13 protein-coding genes are annotated in these 18911 nt (G+C 68.7%); 6 read left to right on the forward strand and 7 right to left on the reverse strand.

Going from position 1 to position 18911, the window contains the following annotated elements; all coding sequences use genetic code 11:
* Positions 1–117 precede the first annotated feature (117 nt).
* A complete protein-coding gene (locus DEJ21_RS12645; protein ID WP_111224799.1) occupies positions 118–546 on the reverse strand; it encodes a DUF3060 domain-containing protein in 429 nt (142 codons plus the stop codon).
* 94 nt (positions 547–640) lie between these two features.
* Positions 641–2935, reverse strand: a complete 2295-nt coding sequence (locus DEJ21_RS12650) for a hypothetical protein (protein ID WP_181435870.1) — start codon at positions 2933–2935, stop codon at positions 641–643.
* 997 nt (positions 2936–3932) lie between these two features.
* On the opposite strand from DEJ21_RS12650, the gene dnaK reads away from it, so the two are divergent.
* From dnaK to DEJ21_RS12670, 4 genes are all read left to right on the forward strand, one after another.
* Positions 3933–5798 (forward strand): molecular chaperone DnaK, encoded by a 1866-nt coding sequence (gene dnaK / locus DEJ21_RS12655; protein ID WP_111224801.1) that lies wholly within the window; start codon positions 3933–3935, stop codon positions 5796–5798.
* 2 nt (positions 5799–5800) lie between these two features.
* On the forward strand, positions 5801–6460 hold the full coding sequence (locus DEJ21_RS18480) for a nucleotide exchange factor GrpE (protein ID WP_111224802.1): 660 nt from the start codon (positions 5801–5803) through the stop codon (positions 6458–6460).
* A 41-nt stretch (positions 6461–6501) separates the two neighbouring features.
* Positions 6502–7506 carry a DnaJ C-terminal domain-containing protein gene (locus DEJ21_RS12665; RefSeq protein WP_111224803.1) on the forward strand — a complete coding sequence of 335 codons (1005 nt, stop codon included), beginning with the start codon at positions 6502–6504 and terminating at the stop codon, positions 7504–7506.
* Between the two features lie 126 nt (positions 7507–7632).
* Positions 7633–8043 (forward strand): heat shock protein transcriptional repressor HspR, encoded by a 411-nt coding sequence (locus DEJ21_RS12670; RefSeq protein ID WP_111039442.1) that lies wholly within the window; start codon positions 7633–7635, stop codon positions 8041–8043.
* A gap of 63 nt (positions 8044–8106) precedes the next feature.
* On the opposite strand, the gene DEJ21_RS12675 is transcribed toward DEJ21_RS12670, so the two are convergent.
* The gene (locus DEJ21_RS12675) at positions 8107–10032 is read right to left on the reverse strand and encodes a hypothetical protein (protein ID WP_111224804.1); all 1926 of its coding nucleotides are present in this window, start codon (positions 10030–10032) and stop codon (positions 8107–8109) included.
* Positions 10033–10252: 220 nt separating this feature from the next.
* Here DEJ21_RS12675 and DEJ21_RS12680 point away from each other — a divergent pair, with 220 nt between their 5' ends.
* Positions 10253–11611, forward strand: a complete 1359-nt coding sequence (locus tag DEJ21_RS12680) for a right-handed parallel beta-helix repeat-containing protein (protein WP_111224805.1) — start codon at positions 10253–10255, stop codon at positions 11609–11611.
* A 78-nt stretch (positions 11612–11689) separates the two neighbouring features.
* Here the strand turns inward: DEJ21_RS12680 and DEJ21_RS12685 are convergent, their stop codons facing one another.
* Positions 11690–13738 carry a hypothetical protein gene (locus DEJ21_RS12685; RefSeq protein WP_111224806.1) on the reverse strand — a complete coding sequence of 683 codons (2049 nt, stop codon included), beginning with the start codon at positions 13736–13738 and terminating at the stop codon, positions 11690–11692.
* A 115-nt stretch (positions 13739–13853) separates the two neighbouring features.
* On the opposite strand from DEJ21_RS12685, the gene DEJ21_RS12690 reads away from it, so the two are divergent.
* On the forward strand, positions 13854–14993 hold the full coding sequence (locus DEJ21_RS12690; RefSeq protein ID WP_111224807.1) for a class I SAM-dependent methyltransferase: 1140 nt from the start codon (positions 13854–13856) through the stop codon (positions 14991–14993).
* Between the two features lie 24 nt (positions 14994–15017).
* Here DEJ21_RS12690 and DEJ21_RS12695 read toward each other — a convergent pair whose 3' ends face one another.
* The 3 genes from DEJ21_RS12695 to DEJ21_RS12705 form a co-directional block, all read right to left on the reverse strand.
* Positions 15018–17468 carry a M60 family metallopeptidase gene (locus tag DEJ21_RS12695; RefSeq protein ID WP_111224808.1) on the reverse strand — a complete coding sequence of 817 codons (2451 nt, stop codon included), beginning with the start codon at positions 17466–17468 and terminating at the stop codon, positions 15018–15020.
* Between the two features lie 87 nt (positions 17469–17555).
* A complete protein-coding gene (locus tag DEJ21_RS12700) occupies positions 17556–18386 on the reverse strand; it encodes an aldo/keto reductase (RefSeq protein WP_111224809.1) in 831 nt (276 codons plus the stop codon).
* 97 nt (positions 18387–18483) lie between these two features.
* The gene (locus DEJ21_RS12705) at positions 18484–18903 is read right to left on the reverse strand and encodes a hypothetical protein (protein ID WP_027464885.1); all 420 of its coding nucleotides are present in this window, start codon (positions 18901–18903) and stop codon (positions 18484–18486) included.
* Positions 18904–18911 lie beyond the last annotated feature (8 nt).

Below are 18911 nucleotides of genomic sequence, written 5' to 3' on the forward strand. Positions count from 1 at the left end.
CTCCGGTCGGGTTGCTGGACCAGTGTAAAACATCACATCTGAAAGAACAATACGGCGCGCAGAAGGGGACGGGAGAACACTCCCGTCCCCTTCCCGGTGCGGTTGTCCGCGGTGGCCTCAGCCGGCTGCGGCGATGGTGTTCCCCTTGCCCTGGTCGTCGACCTTGGGTGCCTCGCCCTTGTAGGTCAGGGTGTTGTTCGACCCGCTGAAGAAGACCTTCTTCGTCGAGGAGACCGAGATCGTGGCGTTGCTCGCCTCGACCGTGATGGTGTCGATCGTGCCGAGGTCGTAGGTGCGGTCCGAGCTGATGAGGTTCGCCGCGGCGCAGTCCTCGGTCGTGATCGTCTTGTCCGAGTCCTCGTCGTCGTCCCAGAGCTGCACAGCCCCGTCGATGCACTCGTTGTAGGTGGTCTGCGCCGCCTTCGCGGTGCTCGAGGCGGTCGGGGCGGGGTCCTTCGCGTCGGACGAGCTGCACGCCGTGACGCCGAGCGCGGCGACGAGGGCGATGGATGCTGCGGCGAGACCGCGGCGGATCGTGGTGTTCATCGGGTTTCCTCTCCGAGGAGTTCGTGCGGCGGTGACGCCGTGCGGAAGAAGGGGGAAGGCCCCTCCCGCCGAGGGAGCGGGAGGGGCCAGGGTGCTACTTGGTGTCGGCCGGCAGGGTGAAGAGCTCGCTGAGCTCCGTCCGGCCGTTCTTGGTCTGCTCGAGCGCGAAGCGGAACTCGGTCGCGCCGCGGGAGACCGCGCGGTCGAAGGTCCAGTTGCCCTGGGCGTCGACCTCGAAGGTGCCGGGGACGATCTGCGTGCCGGTGATGTTCAGCACGCGGTAGCTCGCGCCGGGCTCACCGGTGCCGGTGAAGGTGTTCACGACACCGGGGGTGACGGAGCGGTTCGCGACGGTCACCGGAGCGAGGCCGGCGGCCTCGATCGTGAACAGCTCGGACTTCTCGGTCTGGCCGTTCTTGCTCTGCTCGATCACGAACCGGAAGTTCGATGCGCCGTTGGACACGACACGGTCGAACGTCCAGTTGCCCTCGCCGTCGACCTCGAACGTGCCGGGGACGATCTGCGTGCCGGAGACGTTCAGCACGCGGAAGGTCGCGCCGGGCTCACCGGTGCCGGTGAACGTGTTCGAGCGACCCGGGGTGACGCGCTCCGGGGTGGTGACGGTCACCGGGGTGAGCGCCGCGGCGTTGACCGTGAAGAGCTCGGACTTGGCGGTCTGGCCGTTCTTGGTCTGCTCGATCACGAACCGGAAGTTCGATGCGCCGTTGGACACGACACGGTCGAACGTCCAGTTGCCTTCACCGTCGACGTCGAACGTGCCGGGGACGATCTGGGTGCCGGAGGTGTTCAGCACGCGGAAGGTCGCGCCGGGCTCGGCCTTGCCCGTGAAGGTGTTCGAGACACCGGGGCGGACCGCAGCCGGTCCGGACAGCGTGATCGGGGCCAGCGCGGTGGCGTCGACCGTGAAGAGCTCGGACTTGGCGGTCTGGCCGTTCTTGGTCTGTTCGATCACGAAGCGGAAGTTCGATGCGCCGTTGGAGACGACGCGGTCGAACGTCCAGTTGCCCTCGCCGTCGACCTCGAACGTGCCGGGGACGATCTGCGTGCCGGAGACGTTCAGCACGCGGTAGCTCGCGCCGGGCTCAGCCTTGCCCGTGAAGGTGTTCGAGCGACCCGGGGTGACCGATGCCGGACCGGTCAGCGTGATCGGTGCGAGTTCGGACGAGCCTGCCTCGATCGTGGTTGCCGTGCTGCTGGTGGTGTTGAACGCACCCTCGGTCGCCGTGCCGACGAGCTTGGTGGTCATCGGGGACGTCTCGGCCTCGGCGTCTGCCGGGGTGACGACGTCGATGTTCCACTTGAACAGGGTGTCGGCCGGCTCACGGAAGTACGAAGCCGTCCGGAACGTGTAGGTGTACTTCGTCCCGTCCTCGGATCGCTTGCCGTCGGTCAGGCGCAGGTAGGTGTTGTCCCACTCGCCGCCCGGCTTCTTGGCACCACCCATGATGGTGTTCTGACCCTCGGCGAAGGTGGTGCCGGCTGGAGCGGTGAACTCCACCGTGCCGCTCGGGTGGCTGATGACGCTGTTGGTCTTGAACAGGGACTCGACCGAGGTGACGCCGTCGCGTTCGAGCGTGACAGCAGCGCCGTCCTGCCCCGTGATCGCAGCGTCGTTGATGGTGACGTCGACGTCCTTGGAGTCGTGGTCCTCGCTGTCGATGGTCTGCACGACGTGCAGCGTGTTCTTGCCGGTCTCCAGGTCCTCGACCGTGATGCTCCACGCACCGGTCTCGGCATCGGCGTCGACGCTCTTCTCGCCGATCGTGACCTTCGCGCCCGGCGTCGCCGTGCCCGAGATCACCGCGGTCTTCGCCGCGTGATCGACGGAGGTGATCCGCGCGACGAGGTCGATGATCGCGGTCTCGATCGTGGTCGTCGTCTTGCCCTCGGCCAGGAAGTCACCCTTGCTGCTGGTGCCGGGCATGGAGAAGTCCATCGCGTCGGAACCGGCGGGAGCGTCATCGGCAGCGGTGACATCGACCATGAAGCGGTACTGCTGATCAGCCGGGCGTTCGGAGGCCCAGTCGGCGTCGAACGTGATGGTCGTGTCGTCGTTCGACAGGGTGCCGTTGGTCAGCGGGATCGAGGTGGATGCGTTCCACGCGGTGTTGCCGACGCGGCGCCACGACCCCTGGACGGTGTCCTGCTCGGAGAAGGTCGCGCCGTCGGGGGCAGTGAGCGTGACGGTGCCCTTCGTGTCCGTGCGGGCCACACGGTTCTCGACGACGAACGGCACCGAAGTGCTCTCGCCACGCTCGAGCTCGACCGGTCCCTGGTCGATGCCGAAGAGGCCGCCGCCGTCGACGATCGTTACTTTGAGGTCTTTTGCGTCGATTTCGGAATCCTTAATTTCCTGAACGACGTGCAAGGTGGTGTCCCCTGCTTTCAGGTCCCGAATGGTCATCGACCAGGAGCCGTTGTCGGGATCGGCCGAGACTGTTTGTGTCCCAACCTTGACAGTTGCGCCCGGTGTTGCTGTGCCGGAAATTTCTGCGCTGCGGGCCAGATTGTGAGTCTTGACAACTACCGCTTGCAACGCACGTACGTCGTTCAGTCCGGGGATCACAGCAGCGTCGGCCCCCGAAGTGAACCCGACGAAAATATAGTTGTACAGACCGCGGACAGCTGCTTTACCCATGTAGACATTCGGCTTAGCCGAGAGGACGAGTCGATTGCTTGCATCCACGCTCCACAGGTCATTAACGCCGCAGGTTTTCGATAGACTCCGACTGATCGTCATGTCATTGGCTTGCACACCGGTCGAAACGCAGTACCCGCTGAGATCGCCGCTCATCCATCGGAGCCAGAACTTGCCGTCGCTGCCTGAGCGCTCAACCCTAAGAGTCGCTGCTCGCCGGTTTGCCTCATCGAGGCTCGAAGCCGAGTAGTAGAGGGTGCTATCGGTGAACGCGGCACCACTTCCAACTGGAAAAGCGAACTTGACGGTCGACCGGTCGACGGGCGCGCGGCTGTAGGCCGGAGCTTCCGCGGCTGCCGTGGGGGCGGCACCGAAGGACAGGCCGCTGACGATGGTGGCTGCGGCCAGTCCGGCCGCACCCATGGACTTGAGGGCAGTTGACGCCCTCTTCTTGTGAGACATGTGCATCTTTCAGGACAGGCCGCAGAACGCGGCTGTTCGGGAAGGGAAGCACGCGCGCTCACCGAACGGCTCGCCGCGCATGTGTATTCAGAATATCACGTGAAATACCAACATACGCACGCCCTACCAGCGTGACCGCCCCTGAGAGTTGAGTGTGACCGGCGCAAGTTCCCGTGCTCAAAGTTGACGCGCCTCCACTCAGGAGTAGAGTTGAGTGCATCGGACGCAAGTCCAACGACTTACCCCCAAGCAAGAGGAGCAACACATGGGACGTGCAGTAGGCATCGACCTCGGAACCACCAACTCCGTCGTCTCCGTTCTCGAAGGTGGCGAGCCCACCGTCATCGCCAACGCCGAGGGCATGCGCACGACGCCGTCGATCGTGGCGTTCACCAAGGACGGCGAGGTCCTGGTCGGCGAGACCGCCAAGCGCCAGGCCGTGACGAACGTCGACCGCACCATCGCGTCGGTCAAGCGTCACGTCGGCACCGACTGGACCACCGAGATCGACGGCAAGAAGTACACGCCGCAGGAGATCTCGGCTCGCACCCTCGGCAAGCTCAAGCGCGACGCCGAGCAGTACCTCGGCGAAGACGTCACCGACGCGGTCATCACCGTGCCGGCGTACTTCAACGACGCCGAGCGTCAGGCCACGAAGGACGCCGGTGAGATCGCCGGCCTCAACGTCCTCCGCATCATCAACGAGCCGACCGCGGCCGCTCTGGCCTACGGCCTCGACAAGGGCAAGGAAGACGAGCTCATCCTGGTCTTCGACCTCGGTGGTGGCACGTTCGACGTCTCCCTGCTCGAGGTGGGCAAGGACGACGACTTCTCGACGATCCAGGTCCGCGCGACCTCCGGTGACAACCGCCTCGGTGGCGACGACTGGGACCAGCGCATCGTCGACTACCTGGTCAAGAAGTTCAAGGACGAGCACGGCGTCGACCTGTCCACGGACAAGATCGCCAAGCAGCGCCTGAAGGAAGCGGCTGAGCAGGCCAAGAAGGAACTGTCGTCGCAGATGTCGGCGAACATCCAGCTCCCCTACCTGACGCTCACCGCCGAGGGCCCGCTGAACCTGGACGAGACCATCTCGCGCGCGCAGTTCGAACAGATGACCTCCGACCTGCTCGACCGCACCAAGAAGCCGTTCAACGACGTCATCAAGGAAGCCGGTGTCTCGGTCAACGACATCGCCCACGTGGTGCTCGTCGGCGGCTCGACCCGCATGCCCGCCGTGGCCGAGGTCGTCAAGTCGCTGACCGGTGGCAAGTCCCCGAACCAGGGCGTCAACCCGGACGAGGTCGTCGCCGTCGGTGCCGCGCTGCAGGCCGGCGTGCTGAAGGGCGAGCGCAAGGACGTCCTGCTCATCGACGTCACGCCGCTGTCGCTCGGCATCGAGACCAAGGGTGGCCTGATGACGAAGCTCATCGACCGCAACACCGCGATCCCGACCAAGCGGAGCGAGACCTTCACGACCGCTGACGACAACCAGCCGTCGGTCGCGATCCAGGTCTTCCAGGGCGAGCGCGAGTTCACCCGCGACAACAAGCCGCTCGGCACCTTCGAGCTCACCGGCATCGCGCCGGCTCCCCGTGGCGTGCCGCAGGTCGAGGTCACCTTCGACATCGACGCGAACGGCATCGTGCACGTGTCCGCCAAGGACAAGGGCACCGGCAAGGAGCAGTCGATGGTCATCTCCGGCGGCTCGTCGCTGCCGAAGGAGGACATCGAGCGCATGGTCCGCGAGGCCGAGGAGCACGCCGCCGAGGACAAGGCCCGTCGCGAGGCCAACGAGCGTCGCAACCAGGCCGAGCAGCTCGTCTACTCGATCGAGAAGCTGATCAAGGAGAACGACGAGAAGCTCCCCGCGGACGTCAAGTCCGAGGTGCAGGCCGATGTCGACGCGCTCAAGTCCGCACTCGCGGGCGAGGACGACGACGCCGTGAAGAGCGCCTTCGACAAGCTCAACGAGTCGCAGGGCAAGCTCGGCCAGGCCATCTACAGCCAGCAGGACGCAGCAGCCGGCGCCGCCGGTGGCGAGCAGCCCGCGGGTGAGCAGCCGGCCGACGACGAGGACATCGTCGACGCCGAGGTCGTGGACGACGAGGACGACAAGGACAAGAAGTAACGATGACGGATCCCAAGGACAACGCGCCCCACGAGGACGAGCCCCAGGTCGAGGGCGACGCCACGAACGCGGCCGACCCCGAGGACCTCATCGAGGCGGAGGGGCCCGACGTCGAAGTACCGACGGACGGCCCCGCCGCCGGGGGCCCGGCTGCCGATGCGGCGAACGACCTCTCCCCGGAGGACGAAGCCCTGCTCGCCGACGCCGCCCGCGGCATCGCCGAGGACAAGCTGAGCACCGAGGACCGCGACCTCGTCGCCGAGATGCGTGCGGACATGCTCCGTGCGCAGGCCGAGCTGGTGAACTTCCGGAAGCGCGTCGAGCGTGACCGTGAGGCCAACCGCGAGGTCGCCATCGCCGAAGTGGTGCGGGCACTGCTGCCGGCGCTCGACGACCTCACGCGGGCCGAGGCCCACGGTGACCTCACGGAGGGCCCGATGCAGGTCATCGGCCAGAAGATCCGCGGGGGCTTCGAGAAGTTCAAGCTCGTGCAGATCGGCGAGAAGGGCGAGGCGTTCGACCCGAACATCCACGAGGCGATCGTCCAGCTCCCCACCCCGGGTGCCACCGGACAGACCGTCGCGGACGTCGTCGAGCCGGGATACAAGCTCGGTGAGCGCGTCCTCCGCGCGGCCAAGGTCGCGGTGGCGGTCCCGGCCTGAGCCGGGCCCCCACGGTGACGACAGAAGAAGGCAGGTGATCCATGGCCAGTCAGGATTGGTTCGACAAGGACTTCTACAAGGTCCTCGGCGTGTCCAAGGACGCCTCCGACGCCGAGCTGAAGAAGACGTACCGGAAGCTCGCGCGGCAGTTCCACCCGGACTCCAACCCGGGTGACGCCGCCGCCGAGAACCGCTTCAAGGAGATCAGCGAGGCGTACTCGGTGCTCTCCGACAAGGAGCAGCGCCAGGAGTACGACCAGGTCCGTGCCATGGGCTCCGGCGCCCGCTTCACAGCGGGCGGCGGGGGCCAAGGCGGGTTCGAGGACGTCTTCGGCGGGATGTTCGGGCAGCAGGGCGGTGGCGGACAGCGTGTCCGCTTCGGCCAGGGCGGCCCGGGCGGCGCCGGCGGCTTCGAGGACATCCTCGGCGGCATGTTCGGCGGCGGTGGTGGCTTCGGTCAGACCTCCGGCGGCTACCGCGGCTTCGGTGGGCCGACGAAGGGCCGCGACGTCACGGCGTCGACGACCCTCGACTTCACCACGGCGATCACCGGCGACACCGTCAAGTTGTCGCAGGGCAACGGCCGACCGGTGAACGTCCGCATCCCCGCGGGCGTCGCCGACGGTCAGAAGATCCGACTCCGCGGTCGCGGCGAGCCCTCGCCGGACGGCGGCGAGGCCGGTGACCTGGTGGTCGCCGTGTCGGTGCGGAAGCACCCGGTCTTCGAACGCGACGGGCTCAACCTGCGCGTGGACGTCCCGGTGACGTTCACCGAGGCGGCGCTCGGCGCGACGATCGAGGTCCCGACGCTCGGCGGCTCGCCCGTGAAGCTCAAGGTCGCCCCCGGCACGCCGTCAGGTCGCGTCCTGCGCGTCAAGGGCCGCGGCGTCACGACGAAGAACGGCACGGGCGACCTGCTCGCGACCGTCCAGGTCGCGGTGCCGTCGCACCTGTCGGAGAAGCAACGCGAGGCCGTCGAGGCGCTCGCGGCTGCGCTGCCCGACGAGAACCCCCGCGAGGACCTCCTCGCCAAAGCGCGCGACTAGCGTCGCGTACTGCATGCAGTAGACCCAGCCTGGAGGCTCGGCGCGGCTTCCCGGCGGACGCTCGCTGAGCCTCCAGGCTGGTTTTCACCCCACGCGGACGACGGAAAGGAACGCGCCATGACCGACATGGACGAGAACTCGCCCGTCTTCGCGATCGCGGTTGCTGCGGAGCTCGCTGAGATGCACCCGCAGACGCTGCGGCAGTACGACCGGCTCGGCCTGGTCGTGCCGGGTCGCACCCGGGGCGGGTCGCGACGCTACTCGATGCGCGACGTGGTGCAGCTACGCGAGATCGCGCGCCTCGGTTCCGAGGGCGTGTCGCTGGAGGGCATCCGGCGTGTGCTCGACCTGGAGAACGAGAACAGGGCGCTGCGCGACCGGGTGCGCGAACTCGAGTCGGCGTTGGCCGACCAACTCATCAACCGGCCCGGGGCGCGGGTCTTCGCTGCCACCGCGAGTGGTGCGGCGATCTCGCTCAAGGCGGGGTCACGTCCGCAGCGGAACACGCAGATCGTGCTGTACCGCGGGCCGCGCTGACCCGCCGCCGCACGACGATGCCCCGGACCGATCGGTCCGGGGCATCGTTGCGTCAGGGGCGCGTCAGCGGGTGTTCGCGTACACGGTGAAGAGCGAGGTCGTGTACTCGGATCCCGAAACCGACACCGCGAGCTTGAAGTCGAACTTCGTGGCCCCGCGCGAAACCACCCGCTCGAAGCTCCAGTCACCTTCGGGGCTGACCGTCACGGTGTCGGGCACGATCTGGGTGCCCGACGCGTTCAGCACCGTCAGGGTGGCCCCGGCGGGACCGGTGCCCTCGAAGGTGTTCGCCGATCCGGGGTCGACGGCACGGGTCGTGAGTTCGATCGGCGCGAAGCCGTCGTTGGTGGCGAGGCTGAAGAGCTCGGATCGCTCGGGTCCCTGCTCGCCCTTCGTCTGTTCGATGACGAACTCGAACTTCGTCGCGCCGCTGGTGACCACGCGTTCGAAGGACCAGTTGCCCTCGCCGTCGACCTTGAGCGTGCCGGGCACGATCTGGGTGCCCGAGGCGTTCAGGACACGGTAGCTGGCACCGGGTTCGCCGGTCCCGGCGATCCGGTTCACCACACCGGGCGTGACGGTCTCCGGATCGGTGACGCGGACCTGCGTGAGTCGGCCGGACTCGCCCGGGTTGATCGTGACCTCGGCGCTGGTGGTGTTGGCACCCTTCGAACCCTGGACGACCCGCAGGACGTGCTCGGCCCGGTCGAGGGCATCCGTGTCGACGAACCAACGGCCGCTGGGCAGGACCCCCTCGGCGCTGCGGCCCACGAGCCGCTCGCCCTCGGCGGTCACCTCGACCACGCGGATGGTGGAACCCGGCGTACCGGTACCGGACATCGCAACGGAGCCCCCAGTGTGGGCCGAACCGTCCTCGGGGGAGGAGACGACGACGGCCGCGCCGTAGTCGACATCTCGAGTGACCTCGTTCGCGGTGTCCCGAGCGCCGTCGATGAACTGGGCGGCCGTGACACGGAGCACGCCGCCGGCACCCGGGGCCGGGATGGTGGTCTCCCAGGTGCCGTCGGTCTCGGCCGTGACGGTCTCGCCCAGTTGTGCGCCGGCGCTGTCGAAGAGCCGGACCTCGGCGTCGGCCTGCGCGGTGCCGCTCGCCGAGACCGGGGCGGTCAGGTCGTCGGGGTCGAAGACCGCCTCGAAGGTCAGGGGTGCCGCCGTCAGCGTGATCTCGAGTGCGGTCGAGCCGGTCCGCTCCGTCCCCTCGTACTGCTCGAGCGACAGCGTGCTCGTGCCGAGCGGGAGGTTGGTGACGCGGGCGGTCCAGCGGCCGTCGGATCCGACGTCCCGCCGGTTGCGGTCGTCGATGAGGACCGTGGCCCCCGGTGTGCCCGTCCCGGAGATCTGGGCGCTCCTGGTCGAGACGTCGGTCGAGTCGATGCGAGCGGAGAACGACGGCGTGAAGTCCTCGGTGTTGGGGAGCCGGTCGGCCACGTTCTGCGACTGGAGCCGCATCACGCGATCGGTGTTGAACAGGCCGAGGAACCCCCGGTTGTAGGTCGACTGCAGGCCGGTACCGATCGGGTTGTTCGAGCCGGTGTTCGCTGCGGTGCGGAACCGCTGCTTGGCGTCACCGTCGACGCACGTCTCGAGCGTGACCGGCGAGTAGCTCGTGATCGACGCGGTCCCGGCAGTCAGGCAGAGATCCGGGTCGGAGAGGGGACGCACGGTGGTGACCGCTCCGGGTGCCGGGATGGACCACCGCACTGCGGAGGCTCGTGCAGCTGCCAAGGTGCTGGCCCGGTTCGCTGGGACCTCTGACCCGGCCGTGGCTGCCGAGGGTGCGCTGAACGTCGGGGTCGACGGATCGCCGGCGAACGCCGAGGTCTCGGTGATGAGCGGGCCGACCACGGTCAGCTCCGACTCGTCCGTCTCTGCGGCAGCGGCCGGGGAGAGTCCGGCGGTCGCAGCGATCGCCAGGACCGTCAGGCCGGTCGCGGCGCGGACTGCGGCCCTGCGGGGGTGTGTCGTCATCGATGTCTCTCTCTCGTCTCTGAGGGCGGATGGGCGGCGCCGTCCGCGACCGGTCGACCCGGATTGCACGCAACATATCAGGGCTCAGAGCGCACAAGGGACGCGATGATGCGAAATACGAGATGGCCCTGCATTCTGGAATACCACTGCCTGGACAGCGCAGCGAGAGGTCCGTAGAGTTGCGCCTGACCGGCCGAGGGATCGGCTTGACGGGGGGCGTATGGGTGACCGGGGACGGCCGGGGGAACACGGCCGGCGTCGAGTGCTGGTCGCTGCTGTGCTCGGCGGAGTCGGGCTGGCGGCGACCGTGGTCCTCGGGCGGCGCCCCGGGTCGACCGAAGCGGCGGACGACGTGGACGGCGACCTGCTGCAGGCGGCACTGGACGCTGTGCGCCCCGGAGGGGAGTACGTGGTCGACCGTGCCTGGACGCGTTCGCGGAGCCTCGTCGTCCGGCATCCGCTCCTGCTGCGGTTCACCGGCGCGGGTGCCATCCGCATGGTGACCGAGGCGAGCGCGGTCCTGGTGCAGGCGTCCGACGTCGAGATCGTCGATGCCGTGATCACGGGAGTCGGTGCCGACAGTGGGGGTCTCGGACACGGGATCGCGGTGATGGGACTCCGGGGTGGTCCGTTGCACGGGATCACGGTGCGACGCGGACACTTCCGGGACATCCCGCACGACGGTGTGCACCTGGAGTACTGCGACCGCTTCGAGATCACCGGGACGACGATGGAGCGCCTGGGGTACGCCGGCATCGTCGGGGTCGGAGTCGTCGACGGGGCCATCGACGGCAACACGGTGCGAGACGTCCGGCAGCCTGGGCGTCGCGTCAATTCCTACGGCATCACGCTGACCAGGGATGCCCGGTACGCCACGTCGGAGGCCCGTCGATCGGCTCGTGTCAGGGTGGCGGGGAACCGGATCGCGGGTGTCCCCGCTTGGGAGGGCATCGACACGCACGCCGGTGAGGACATCGAGATCCGTGGCAACGTCGTGAGCGGGTGCCGAGTCGGCATCGCCGCCGTCCCGTCGAAGGACCCCGCTGATCGGGAACAGACCAGCGTGGCGCCGATCGGGCTGGTGATCGCGGACAACACGGTGACCAGGTCGCCCGGGCTCGCACCGGGCTCCGCGATCGTCGTGAGCGGTGCCGGGACGACCGTGGGATCCACCCGACCGCGCGCGACGGGGGTGGTCTCGGGTAACGTCCTGACCGGCGGTGGGGGGTCCTCCGGCGAGGCCGGCATCCTGCTCAAACTGACACGGGGGATGGTCGTCGTTCGCAACCGGATCGAAGCGAGCGTCGAGAACGCCGTCTGTCTCGCGCACTCGAACGAAGCCGTCACCATCCGCGCGAACCGCATCGTGGGCGTCGGTGGCGCCGGTATCGGGGTGAACGTCCGTGCCGGGGCGAACCACGGCGCGATCACGCGGAACCACTTCGAGTCCACGCCGCACGCCTTGGCTGTCGCGGTCCGCTTCGGGGACGCGGACAACCGGTTCGCCGTCCGGCACAACACCTGGGGGACCGCACGGGTCCGCATCGCCCACGGCGGGGCGACGGTGACGACGGATTGACGGTGTCCTCCGGACGTCACAGCACCCCCGGAGCCTCGTGGGCCTCGGGGGTGCCGTGGTTCACCCGTGGGTCGGCTGTCAGCTCGCCGCGAGCGAGAAGGTGCCGGACTTCTTCGGGGTGCCGTCGACCGTCTGTTCGATGACGATGTCGAGCTTGCTGGCTCCCTTCGAGACGACCCGGTCGAAGGACCACGTGCCGTCAGGGGCGACATCGTGGGTGCCGGGGACGATCTGGGTGCCGCTGGGGTTGAGGACGCGGATGGTGGCGCCGGGGGTCGCGGTGCCGGTGATGTGGTTCGACACGCCGGCGGTGACCGACTTCGTGGTCACGGTCGCATCTCGCACAGCCGAGGCGGCGAGCGAGTAGGTGCGGCTCTTGGTGACGGTGCCGTCGACGGTCTGTTCGATGACGAAGTCGAACTTGGTGGCGCCCTTGGACACGACGCGGTCGAACTCCCAACTGCCGTCGGTGGCGACGTCGTGGGTGCCGGGGACGATCTGCGTGCCGCTGGGGTTGAGGACGCGGATGGTGGCGCCCGGGGTCGCGGTGCCGGTGAAGTGGTTCGAGATGCCCGCGGTGACGGACTTCGTCGCGACCGTCGCCGGGAGGACCTCCCGCGGTTCGGCGGTGAACGCGATGTTCCGCATCACCGACGTGCGGCCGTCGGAGGTCGTCTGCGTGAACGTCAGCTCGTAACCGTCGCGGCTGGTCAGGTCGGCGTCGGCTTTCCACGTCCCGACGCCCGAACGTGCGCCGGTGACCTTCGCCTCGAAGACCTCCTTGCCGTTCTTGTCGGTCGCGGTGATGGTCGCGCCGGCCTCGGCCTTGCCGGAGAAGGCCCGCGCGCCCGGTGTGTAGGTGTTGTCGTCTGCGATGCCGTCGACCTGCAGCAGACGCGGGAGGTGCACGCGCTCCGACAGTCCGGCGAAGTCGCGGCCGTCGAACACCAGGTTCACCATGTCGAGCTGCTTGTCGGTCGAGTCAGCATCGATCGTGTAGCTCCACCCTGCGTCACCACGGCTGACGGACCCGACGACGCGGTCGCCGTCGAGGATCCAGAGCCCGGGTGCGTCGTCGTTCTCGCCGACCACCTGCACGCGTCCGTTCGGGTGGACGAACACGGAACGGAGGGACGGGGTCGCGGCATCCGCGTCGGTGGGCAGCTGTTCGAGCGGAACGGCCACCCGGGGTGACGGGGTGCCGTCAGCCGCACGGCCGACGACGTAGACCGTCGACCCGATGCGGTCCTGCGGGAGTCGCACCGCGTACCCGGTGGGGTTCAGGTCTGCTTCGGCGATGGTCGCGCCGGCTTCGTCCTCGACGTCGACCGAACCCACGGTCGAGTCGAAGGCCCCCGACACGACGAACGAACCGTCGAGACCTCGTTGGGTCACCTCGTGCGTGGGCGCGTTCGGGGTGTCGGACTTCGCCGGTGAGTACGTGACGCCGCGGAGCTCGTTGGTCAGTCCGTCGGTGGTGGACTGCGACAGGGTGATCACGTGGCCCCTGTCCGAGAGCACTGCGTCTGCGCTCCAGGTGCCGATGCCCGACCGAGTGTCAGTGACCTTCGCGTGGAAGAGCGTCTTGCCGCTGGTCGTGTCCGTCGCGGTGATGACCGCGCCAGCGGTCGCCGTGCCGGTGAAGTCGACCTTGCCCGGGGTGAAGGTGTTCTCGCGCTGGATCCCGTCGACGCGGATCGTGCGCGGGATCGGGACGCGCTCGCCGCGCGTCTGCGTGCCGTCGGCAGCGGTGTGGACGCGGATCACCTCGAGGGGTTCGTCCTGGTGGCGGTCCTGCACGTTCAGGAAGAACGCGCCCGGGCCCTGCCCGCGGGCATGCGCCGTGTTGCCGATGACGAGCCACGCGTCGTCGCCACCGGCGTACCCACCGACGATCCGCGACCCGTACGGGGTGCTCCAGTCGGTGAGGAACTGCGGGGCCGACAGCTTCGGGTCGACCGGGAGCGAGTCGAAGTCGGGGTTGGACGTGACCGAGGCGCTGGTCGACGGTGTCGAGGAGGGGGCGGTGGCCGCGGTCGCCGTGGCCGGGGTGAGGAGGCCGAAGCCGAGGGAGGCGGTGAGGACGCCGCAGACGACTGCGGCGCTCCGGAACGAGGTGGGTGCCATGAGGGCTCCTTCGATGGGGGAAGTCTCAGTGTATTGACATGTGAAATACACATCCTGTTCATATCGCGAGTGCGATGTCCACCGGCTCGGGTCGGGCTCCGGGTACGCTGACGCGGTGCCAGACTTCGCCGACCTCTTCCGCCGACGCGACGACGACGCGCCGGACCTCATCGCGATCGACGGCACCGACCGCTTCCTGCTCGACGAAGCGCCGCACGTGCACGGGGACGCGCTGCGCCAGCCCGGCGAGGTCGCTGTGGTCGACGACCGGTTCGGGGTGCTGACACTCGGTCTCATCACGCAGTACGGCGCGTCGGACATCCGCGTCGTGCAGGACTCCCTGGTCGGGGAGCGCGCGCTCGAGGCCAATGCCGGCACGTTCGGGCTTCGGGGGTTCCACCACCCCGACTCGTTCGAGGACGCTTTCCGCGACGTCCGGCTCGTGGTGCTGCGACTGTCGAAGTCGCACGACCGGCTCGACGAGATCGCCCGCGCGGTCGCCCGCTTCGCCGCGCCTGACGTCGTGCTGCTCTGCGGGGGCAACGTGAAGTTCATGCACGTGACGCAGAACGACGTGCTGCGCCGGTCCTTCGGGGACGTCACGGCGTCGCGGGGGCGGGGCAAGTCTCGTCTGCTCATCGCCCAGGACCCCCTGAAGGCGCAGGCCAACCGTGCCGCAACGACGAACCCCTGGCCGCGGTCGGTGCACGTCGACGACCTCGGCATGACCCTGGTCGCCCACGGCGGTGTGTTCGCCGGGACATCGCTCGACCACGGCACCCGGGTGCTGCTCGAGGCGATGGACGCTGCGGTGCCGTCGGCGCGCACCGTGGTGGACCTCGGCTCCGGCAACGGGGTCATCGCGGCAGCGATCGCGCTGCGCCGCCCGAACGTCCGCGTGGTCGCCACCGACGTGTCGCGCATCGCGGTCGAGTCGACGCGGGCGACCGCCGAGGCGAACGGTGTCGCCGAGCGGGTGACCGTCCTGCGGGCCGACGCGGGCGACGAGCTCGCGACCGGCTCCGCGCAACTGGTGCTGTGCAACCCGCCGTTCCACGCGGACACCACGGTGACCACGGACGCCGCCGAGGCGATGTTCCGGAACGCGGCCACGATCCTCCAGTCCGGCGGTGAACTGTGGTGTGTCTGGAACTCGCACCTGCGCTACCGGCCGTCCTTGGAGCGCGCGGTGGGACCGACGCGTCAGGTCCTCCGGACCGACCGGTTCACCGTGACCGCCTCGCGCCGCGCGTAGCGGGCGGGGCTGCCTGGTCGGCGCTCACCCCACCACGCGCGTCGCGACCCCGTCGACCGTGCCCGCGACGACGTAGCCGAGCCCGCTTGACCCGGCCGGAGCCCCGGGGACGACCCGGACGAGCGGTGACCAACGGATCAGGGTGCCGGACGGCAGGTCGATCGCGACCGGATCCAGCGTGGCGGTGAGCACGGTGCCCGACTCGTCCGTGGAGACCCCTCCGAGGTCCAGGCGGGTCTCGGGCGTCCAGGAACCGTTCGGACGACGGACTTCGGCGATCAGGGTGGTCTGGCCGGGAGTGAAGGTCGTCGCGTCCGGAGCGGTCAGGGTCACCGCAGCGCTGAGCTGTTCGATCGACCGCGTGGTCGAGAGTCGCGCTTCGACACGCGTGTCCGTGCGTCGGGACAGCGCCACCGAGGCAGCCGCGCTCGGGGTGATCGGGTCAGCGGCCATCGGCTCGAAGCGACCGTCCAGGATCCGGTACCGCTGCACCGTGGCGGGGTCCGTCGGCTGGAGCGCGCTGTCGGCCCAGCGATCGAGGCGTGAGCGTGCTTCGGCGTGGCGCACCTCGAGTACCTGACCGTCCTCGTACGCCTGCGCGAAACCGGAGGCCAAGGCGTGGGCCGTCTCGTTGCCGCGGACCGACCACGTGCCGATCTGCTCCCGGCGATCCGCGCTGCGGAGGGTGAAACCGACGTACTCGCTGCTGCCCCACGATGCATGCGCCGTGTAGGTGGTGCCGGCGAAGAGTCGCAGGACGTGGTCCCTCGGGTCCGTGACCAGCCGCATGACGTTGCGGTCGGCGAGGCCGTCGAAGGAGAACATGTTGCCCGGTTCCACGGTCACCGGACGCGACAGGACCTCGCGGATGCCCGAGTCGTTCCGGAGTGCCACCAGCAGGGTGCCGGCGCCGGGAGCGGCCGCCGAGACGAGTTGTCCCGCGTACTCGGGGACGCCATGGCCGTCGGTGTTCTGCAGGTCGGTGACCTCGGGGGCCTGGTCGAGGCGCTGCTGTCCCACCACGACCGACGGCTGGTCTCCGGTGATGCGTCCGACCGGGACCGAGTACGGGCCGAGGTCGTGGTCGAGTCGGTCGGTCGCCGACGTCCGGTTCTCCCAGATGTCCGTGGTGAGCGGGGGGAGTTCGGCGAGTGCCGCCGAGGTCTCAGCAGAGAGCGGGAATCCCCACTCGGCGAAGAACGGGCGGAGGTCACGATCGGCGATCGTCGCGGCGGTCCGCGCGAACAGCTGGTGCTTCGAGTCGCCGTTGTCGGGCGTGCTCACCTCGCCGAGCGCGAGCCCGGTCCGGAGCGCCTGGTTGAGCCTGGGGTAGAAGTGCTCGCCGAAGCCCCGACGGAGCTGATCGAACATGAGGATCTTCACCCAGCCGTTCTGGGAGTGGTACGTGCGCTCGTCGAGCGGCTTCGCGAAGAACGCGGCGACGTCGGCGGCGTTCTGGCGGTCGAGTCGGTTCTCACCGCTGATCGCGTGCTGCACGTCGAGCACGGACGCGTTCACCACGACCTCGCCCATGCCCGCCCAGTTGTACGCCGGCGTCTGGTAGGTGTGGCCGACCTCGTGCCAGAATCCCCACATGTCCCGTGGTGCTGCCGCGAGGAGCTCGGACGCTGCGCCGCTCTTCAGCGGCATCGTGATGCGGTCGTTCCCGGCGCTCGCGTAGGCGCCGCCGGTGTCCGGGGTCGTGATGTGCAGGCGCTGCGGAGACTTGCGGGCGAGTCCCACGGCGTCGTCGAGCAGTCCGAAGTGGTCGTTCGTGAGTGCGACGACCCGGTCCCAGAGTGCGACTCGGGCTGTGATGTCGTCGGGGATCCGGTAGAAGACGCCGCTCGGCGGCTCCGCGAAGGTCCGGTCGCCGATCAGGGTGACGAAGGACGCATCCGGGTGCGCGGCCCGGTCGCGCGCGAACTCGTCGTTCGAGGTGGTGTCGCGGATGAAGACGGGCAACGCCTCGCCACCACGGACGGTCACGTCGTGCGAGCCGGACGGGGACCGGTCGATCAGGTAGACGAGCCCGTCCACCGGTGCGGTCACGGTGGTGGTCCCCTCGGTGACCGGGAAGGTCTTGATGCCGACCGCCGATCCCTCGTTGTACGCGCCGTAGTTCCCGTACAAGCCGATGCCCAACTGCATCGCCGGTGCACCCTGCGGCAGCGTGACCTCGATCTCGGTGCCCTTCGGTGCGAAGCGCGAAGCCGGCTGCAGGTCGCTGTGCCGGTAGCTGCGGCCCTCGCGACGACGTTCCGTCTCGGCGTCGCCCTGGCCCCAGACCCGCACGGTCGTCGCGAGGTCGTCGTCCGTGTGCACGATCGAGGCCTGACCCGTCGTCGCCGTCGATGACGATGACGGGGAAGGCGGCGATGCGCTTCCGACGGCGGTGACTCCGCCGCCGATGACGAAGCCGACGGCGACGAGGATCGCGGTGAGCGCATGGGGAGGCCGGATAGGAAAACGCATGAAATTAGAATATCAAATGCGTCTGCCCTGGAGCTGCAGAGGAGGGCGGCCGCGCACTGCGCGACCGCCCTCCTCGGAAACTGCTGGCTACGCCGGCACGTAGTCGAACGTGTCGGGGTCCGGGCCGGTGCGGTGACCCTTGTCGAGTGCCGTGATGTCCGTCATGTCCTCGTCCGAGAGCTCGAAGTCGAAGATCGCGAAGTTCTCCTCGACGCGGGCACGGGTGACCGACTTCGGGAACACGATGTCGCCGCGCTGGATGTGCCAGCGGAGGACGACCTGCGCCGGGGACTTGCCGACCGATGCGGCGATGCGGGTGATGGTCTCGTCGTCGAGGACGAGACCCTGCGCGATCGGGGACCACGCCTCGGTCGCGATGCCGTGCTCACGGTTGTAGGCGCGGAGCTCGTCCTGCGCCAGGTACGGGTGCACCTCGATCTGGTTCACCGCCGGGGTGATGGTCGTCTCGGCGGCGAGGCGGTTGAGGTGGTTGGTCTGGAAGTTCGAGACACCGATCGACCGCGCGGTACCGGCGGCGTAGAGCTCCTCGAAGGCCTTCCACGTCGGGACGAAGTCCGAGACGGTGGGCAGCGGCCAGTGGATGAGGAACAGGTCGGTGTAGCCGCCGAGCAGGTCGGCCGACTTCTTGCCGTTCTCCAGTGCAGCCTCGGGATCGTGGAAGCCGTTGTTGAGCTTCGAGGTGACGAAGATCTCCTCGCGCGGGATGCCGGACGAAGCGATCGCCTCACCGACCTCCTTCTCGTTGCCGTACATCTCGGCGGTGTCGATGTGGCGGTAGCCGACCTCGAGCGCGGCCAGTGTGGCGGCCTTCGTCTCGGAGGGGTCGATCTGGAAGACACCGAAGCCGAGCTGCGGGATGGTCTTGCCGTCGTTCAGGGTGATGTTCGGAACGGTCATGGACCCATGCAACCAAACGCCCCTCAGCGCGCATTCCGCCGACACCCAGGAACGGCGGCCCCGGGCGTGCCGCTCAGGCTGCGCAGCTCAGCTCAGCTCACGCGAGCGCAGCCGTGATGTACGCCTGGAGCGCCTGGCCGTACGCGATCGCCGGCACCTCGGACGCGAAGCTGCGGTCGGCGCCGCCGATCGTCGCCGTCACCGTGAAGACCACGCGACCGCCGACCTGCACCCGGGTGAGTCCGATGAACGACGGCCCGAGCAGTTCGCGCAGCTGGTCCTCGCGGGGCAGCCAGAGCGACTCGGTGGCGGTGACCGAGTCGAGCGCCCACTCGGTGGTGCCGTTGAAGCCGAGGATCGTGCCGGTGGGGGAGTCGTGCCGTTCGACGGTCATCTCGGACACCGTGTAGACGTCGTCGTCGATGCCGGGTTTGTCGATCACGAACCGGTCCCCGGTCTCGGGGTGCCAGCGGAGGCCGGCGTCACGAAGGGACCTGGCGAGTTCGACGGTGATCACGTTCCCAC

This window comes from Curtobacterium sp. MCSS17_006 (genome assembly GCF_003234215.1).
Taxonomy (GTDB): Bacteria; Actinomycetota; Actinomycetes; order Actinomycetales; family Microbacteriaceae; genus Curtobacterium; species Curtobacterium flaccumfaciens.

What these genes read in the sequence shown, in the direction of transcription:
- DEJ21_RS12645 (WP_111224799.1), bottom strand. Translation starts at nt 546, where the DNA reads ATGAACACCACGATCCGCCGCGGTCTCGCCGCAGCATCCATCGCCCTC.
- dnaK (WP_111224801.1), top strand. Translation starts at nt 3,933, where the DNA reads ATGGGACGTGCAGTAGGCATCGACCTCGGAACCACCAACTCCGTCGTC.
- DEJ21_RS12700 (WP_111224809.1), bottom strand. Translation starts at nt 18,386, where the DNA reads ATGACCGTTCCGAACATCACCCTGAACGACGGCAAGACCATCCCGCAG.
- DEJ21_RS12675 (WP_111224804.1), bottom strand. Translation starts at nt 10,032, where the DNA reads ATGACGACACACCCCCGCAGGGCCGCAGTCCGCGCCGCGACCGGCCTG.
- DEJ21_RS12670 (WP_111039442.1), top strand. Translation starts at nt 7,633, where the DNA reads ATGGACGAGAACTCGCCCGTCTTCGCGATCGCGGTTGCTGCGGAGCTC.
- DEJ21_RS12685 (WP_111224806.1), bottom strand. Translation starts at nt 13,738, where the DNA reads ATGGCACCCACCTCGTTCCGGAGCGCCGCAGTCGTCTGCGGCGTCCTC.
- DEJ21_RS12695 (WP_111224808.1), bottom strand. Translation starts at nt 17,468, where the DNA reads ATGCGTTTTCCTATCCGGCCTCCCCATGCGCTCACCGCGATCCTCGTC.
- DEJ21_RS12665 (WP_111224803.1), top strand. Translation starts at nt 6,502, where the DNA reads ATGGCCAGTCAGGATTGGTTCGACAAGGACTTCTACAAGGTCCTCGGC.
- DEJ21_RS12680 (WP_111224805.1), top strand. Translation starts at nt 10,253, where the DNA reads ATGGGTGACCGGGGACGGCCGGGGGAACACGGCCGGCGTCGAGTGCTG.
- DEJ21_RS18480 (WP_111224802.1), top strand. Translation starts at nt 5,801, where the DNA reads ATGACGGATCCCAAGGACAACGCGCCCCACGAGGACGAGCCCCAGGTC.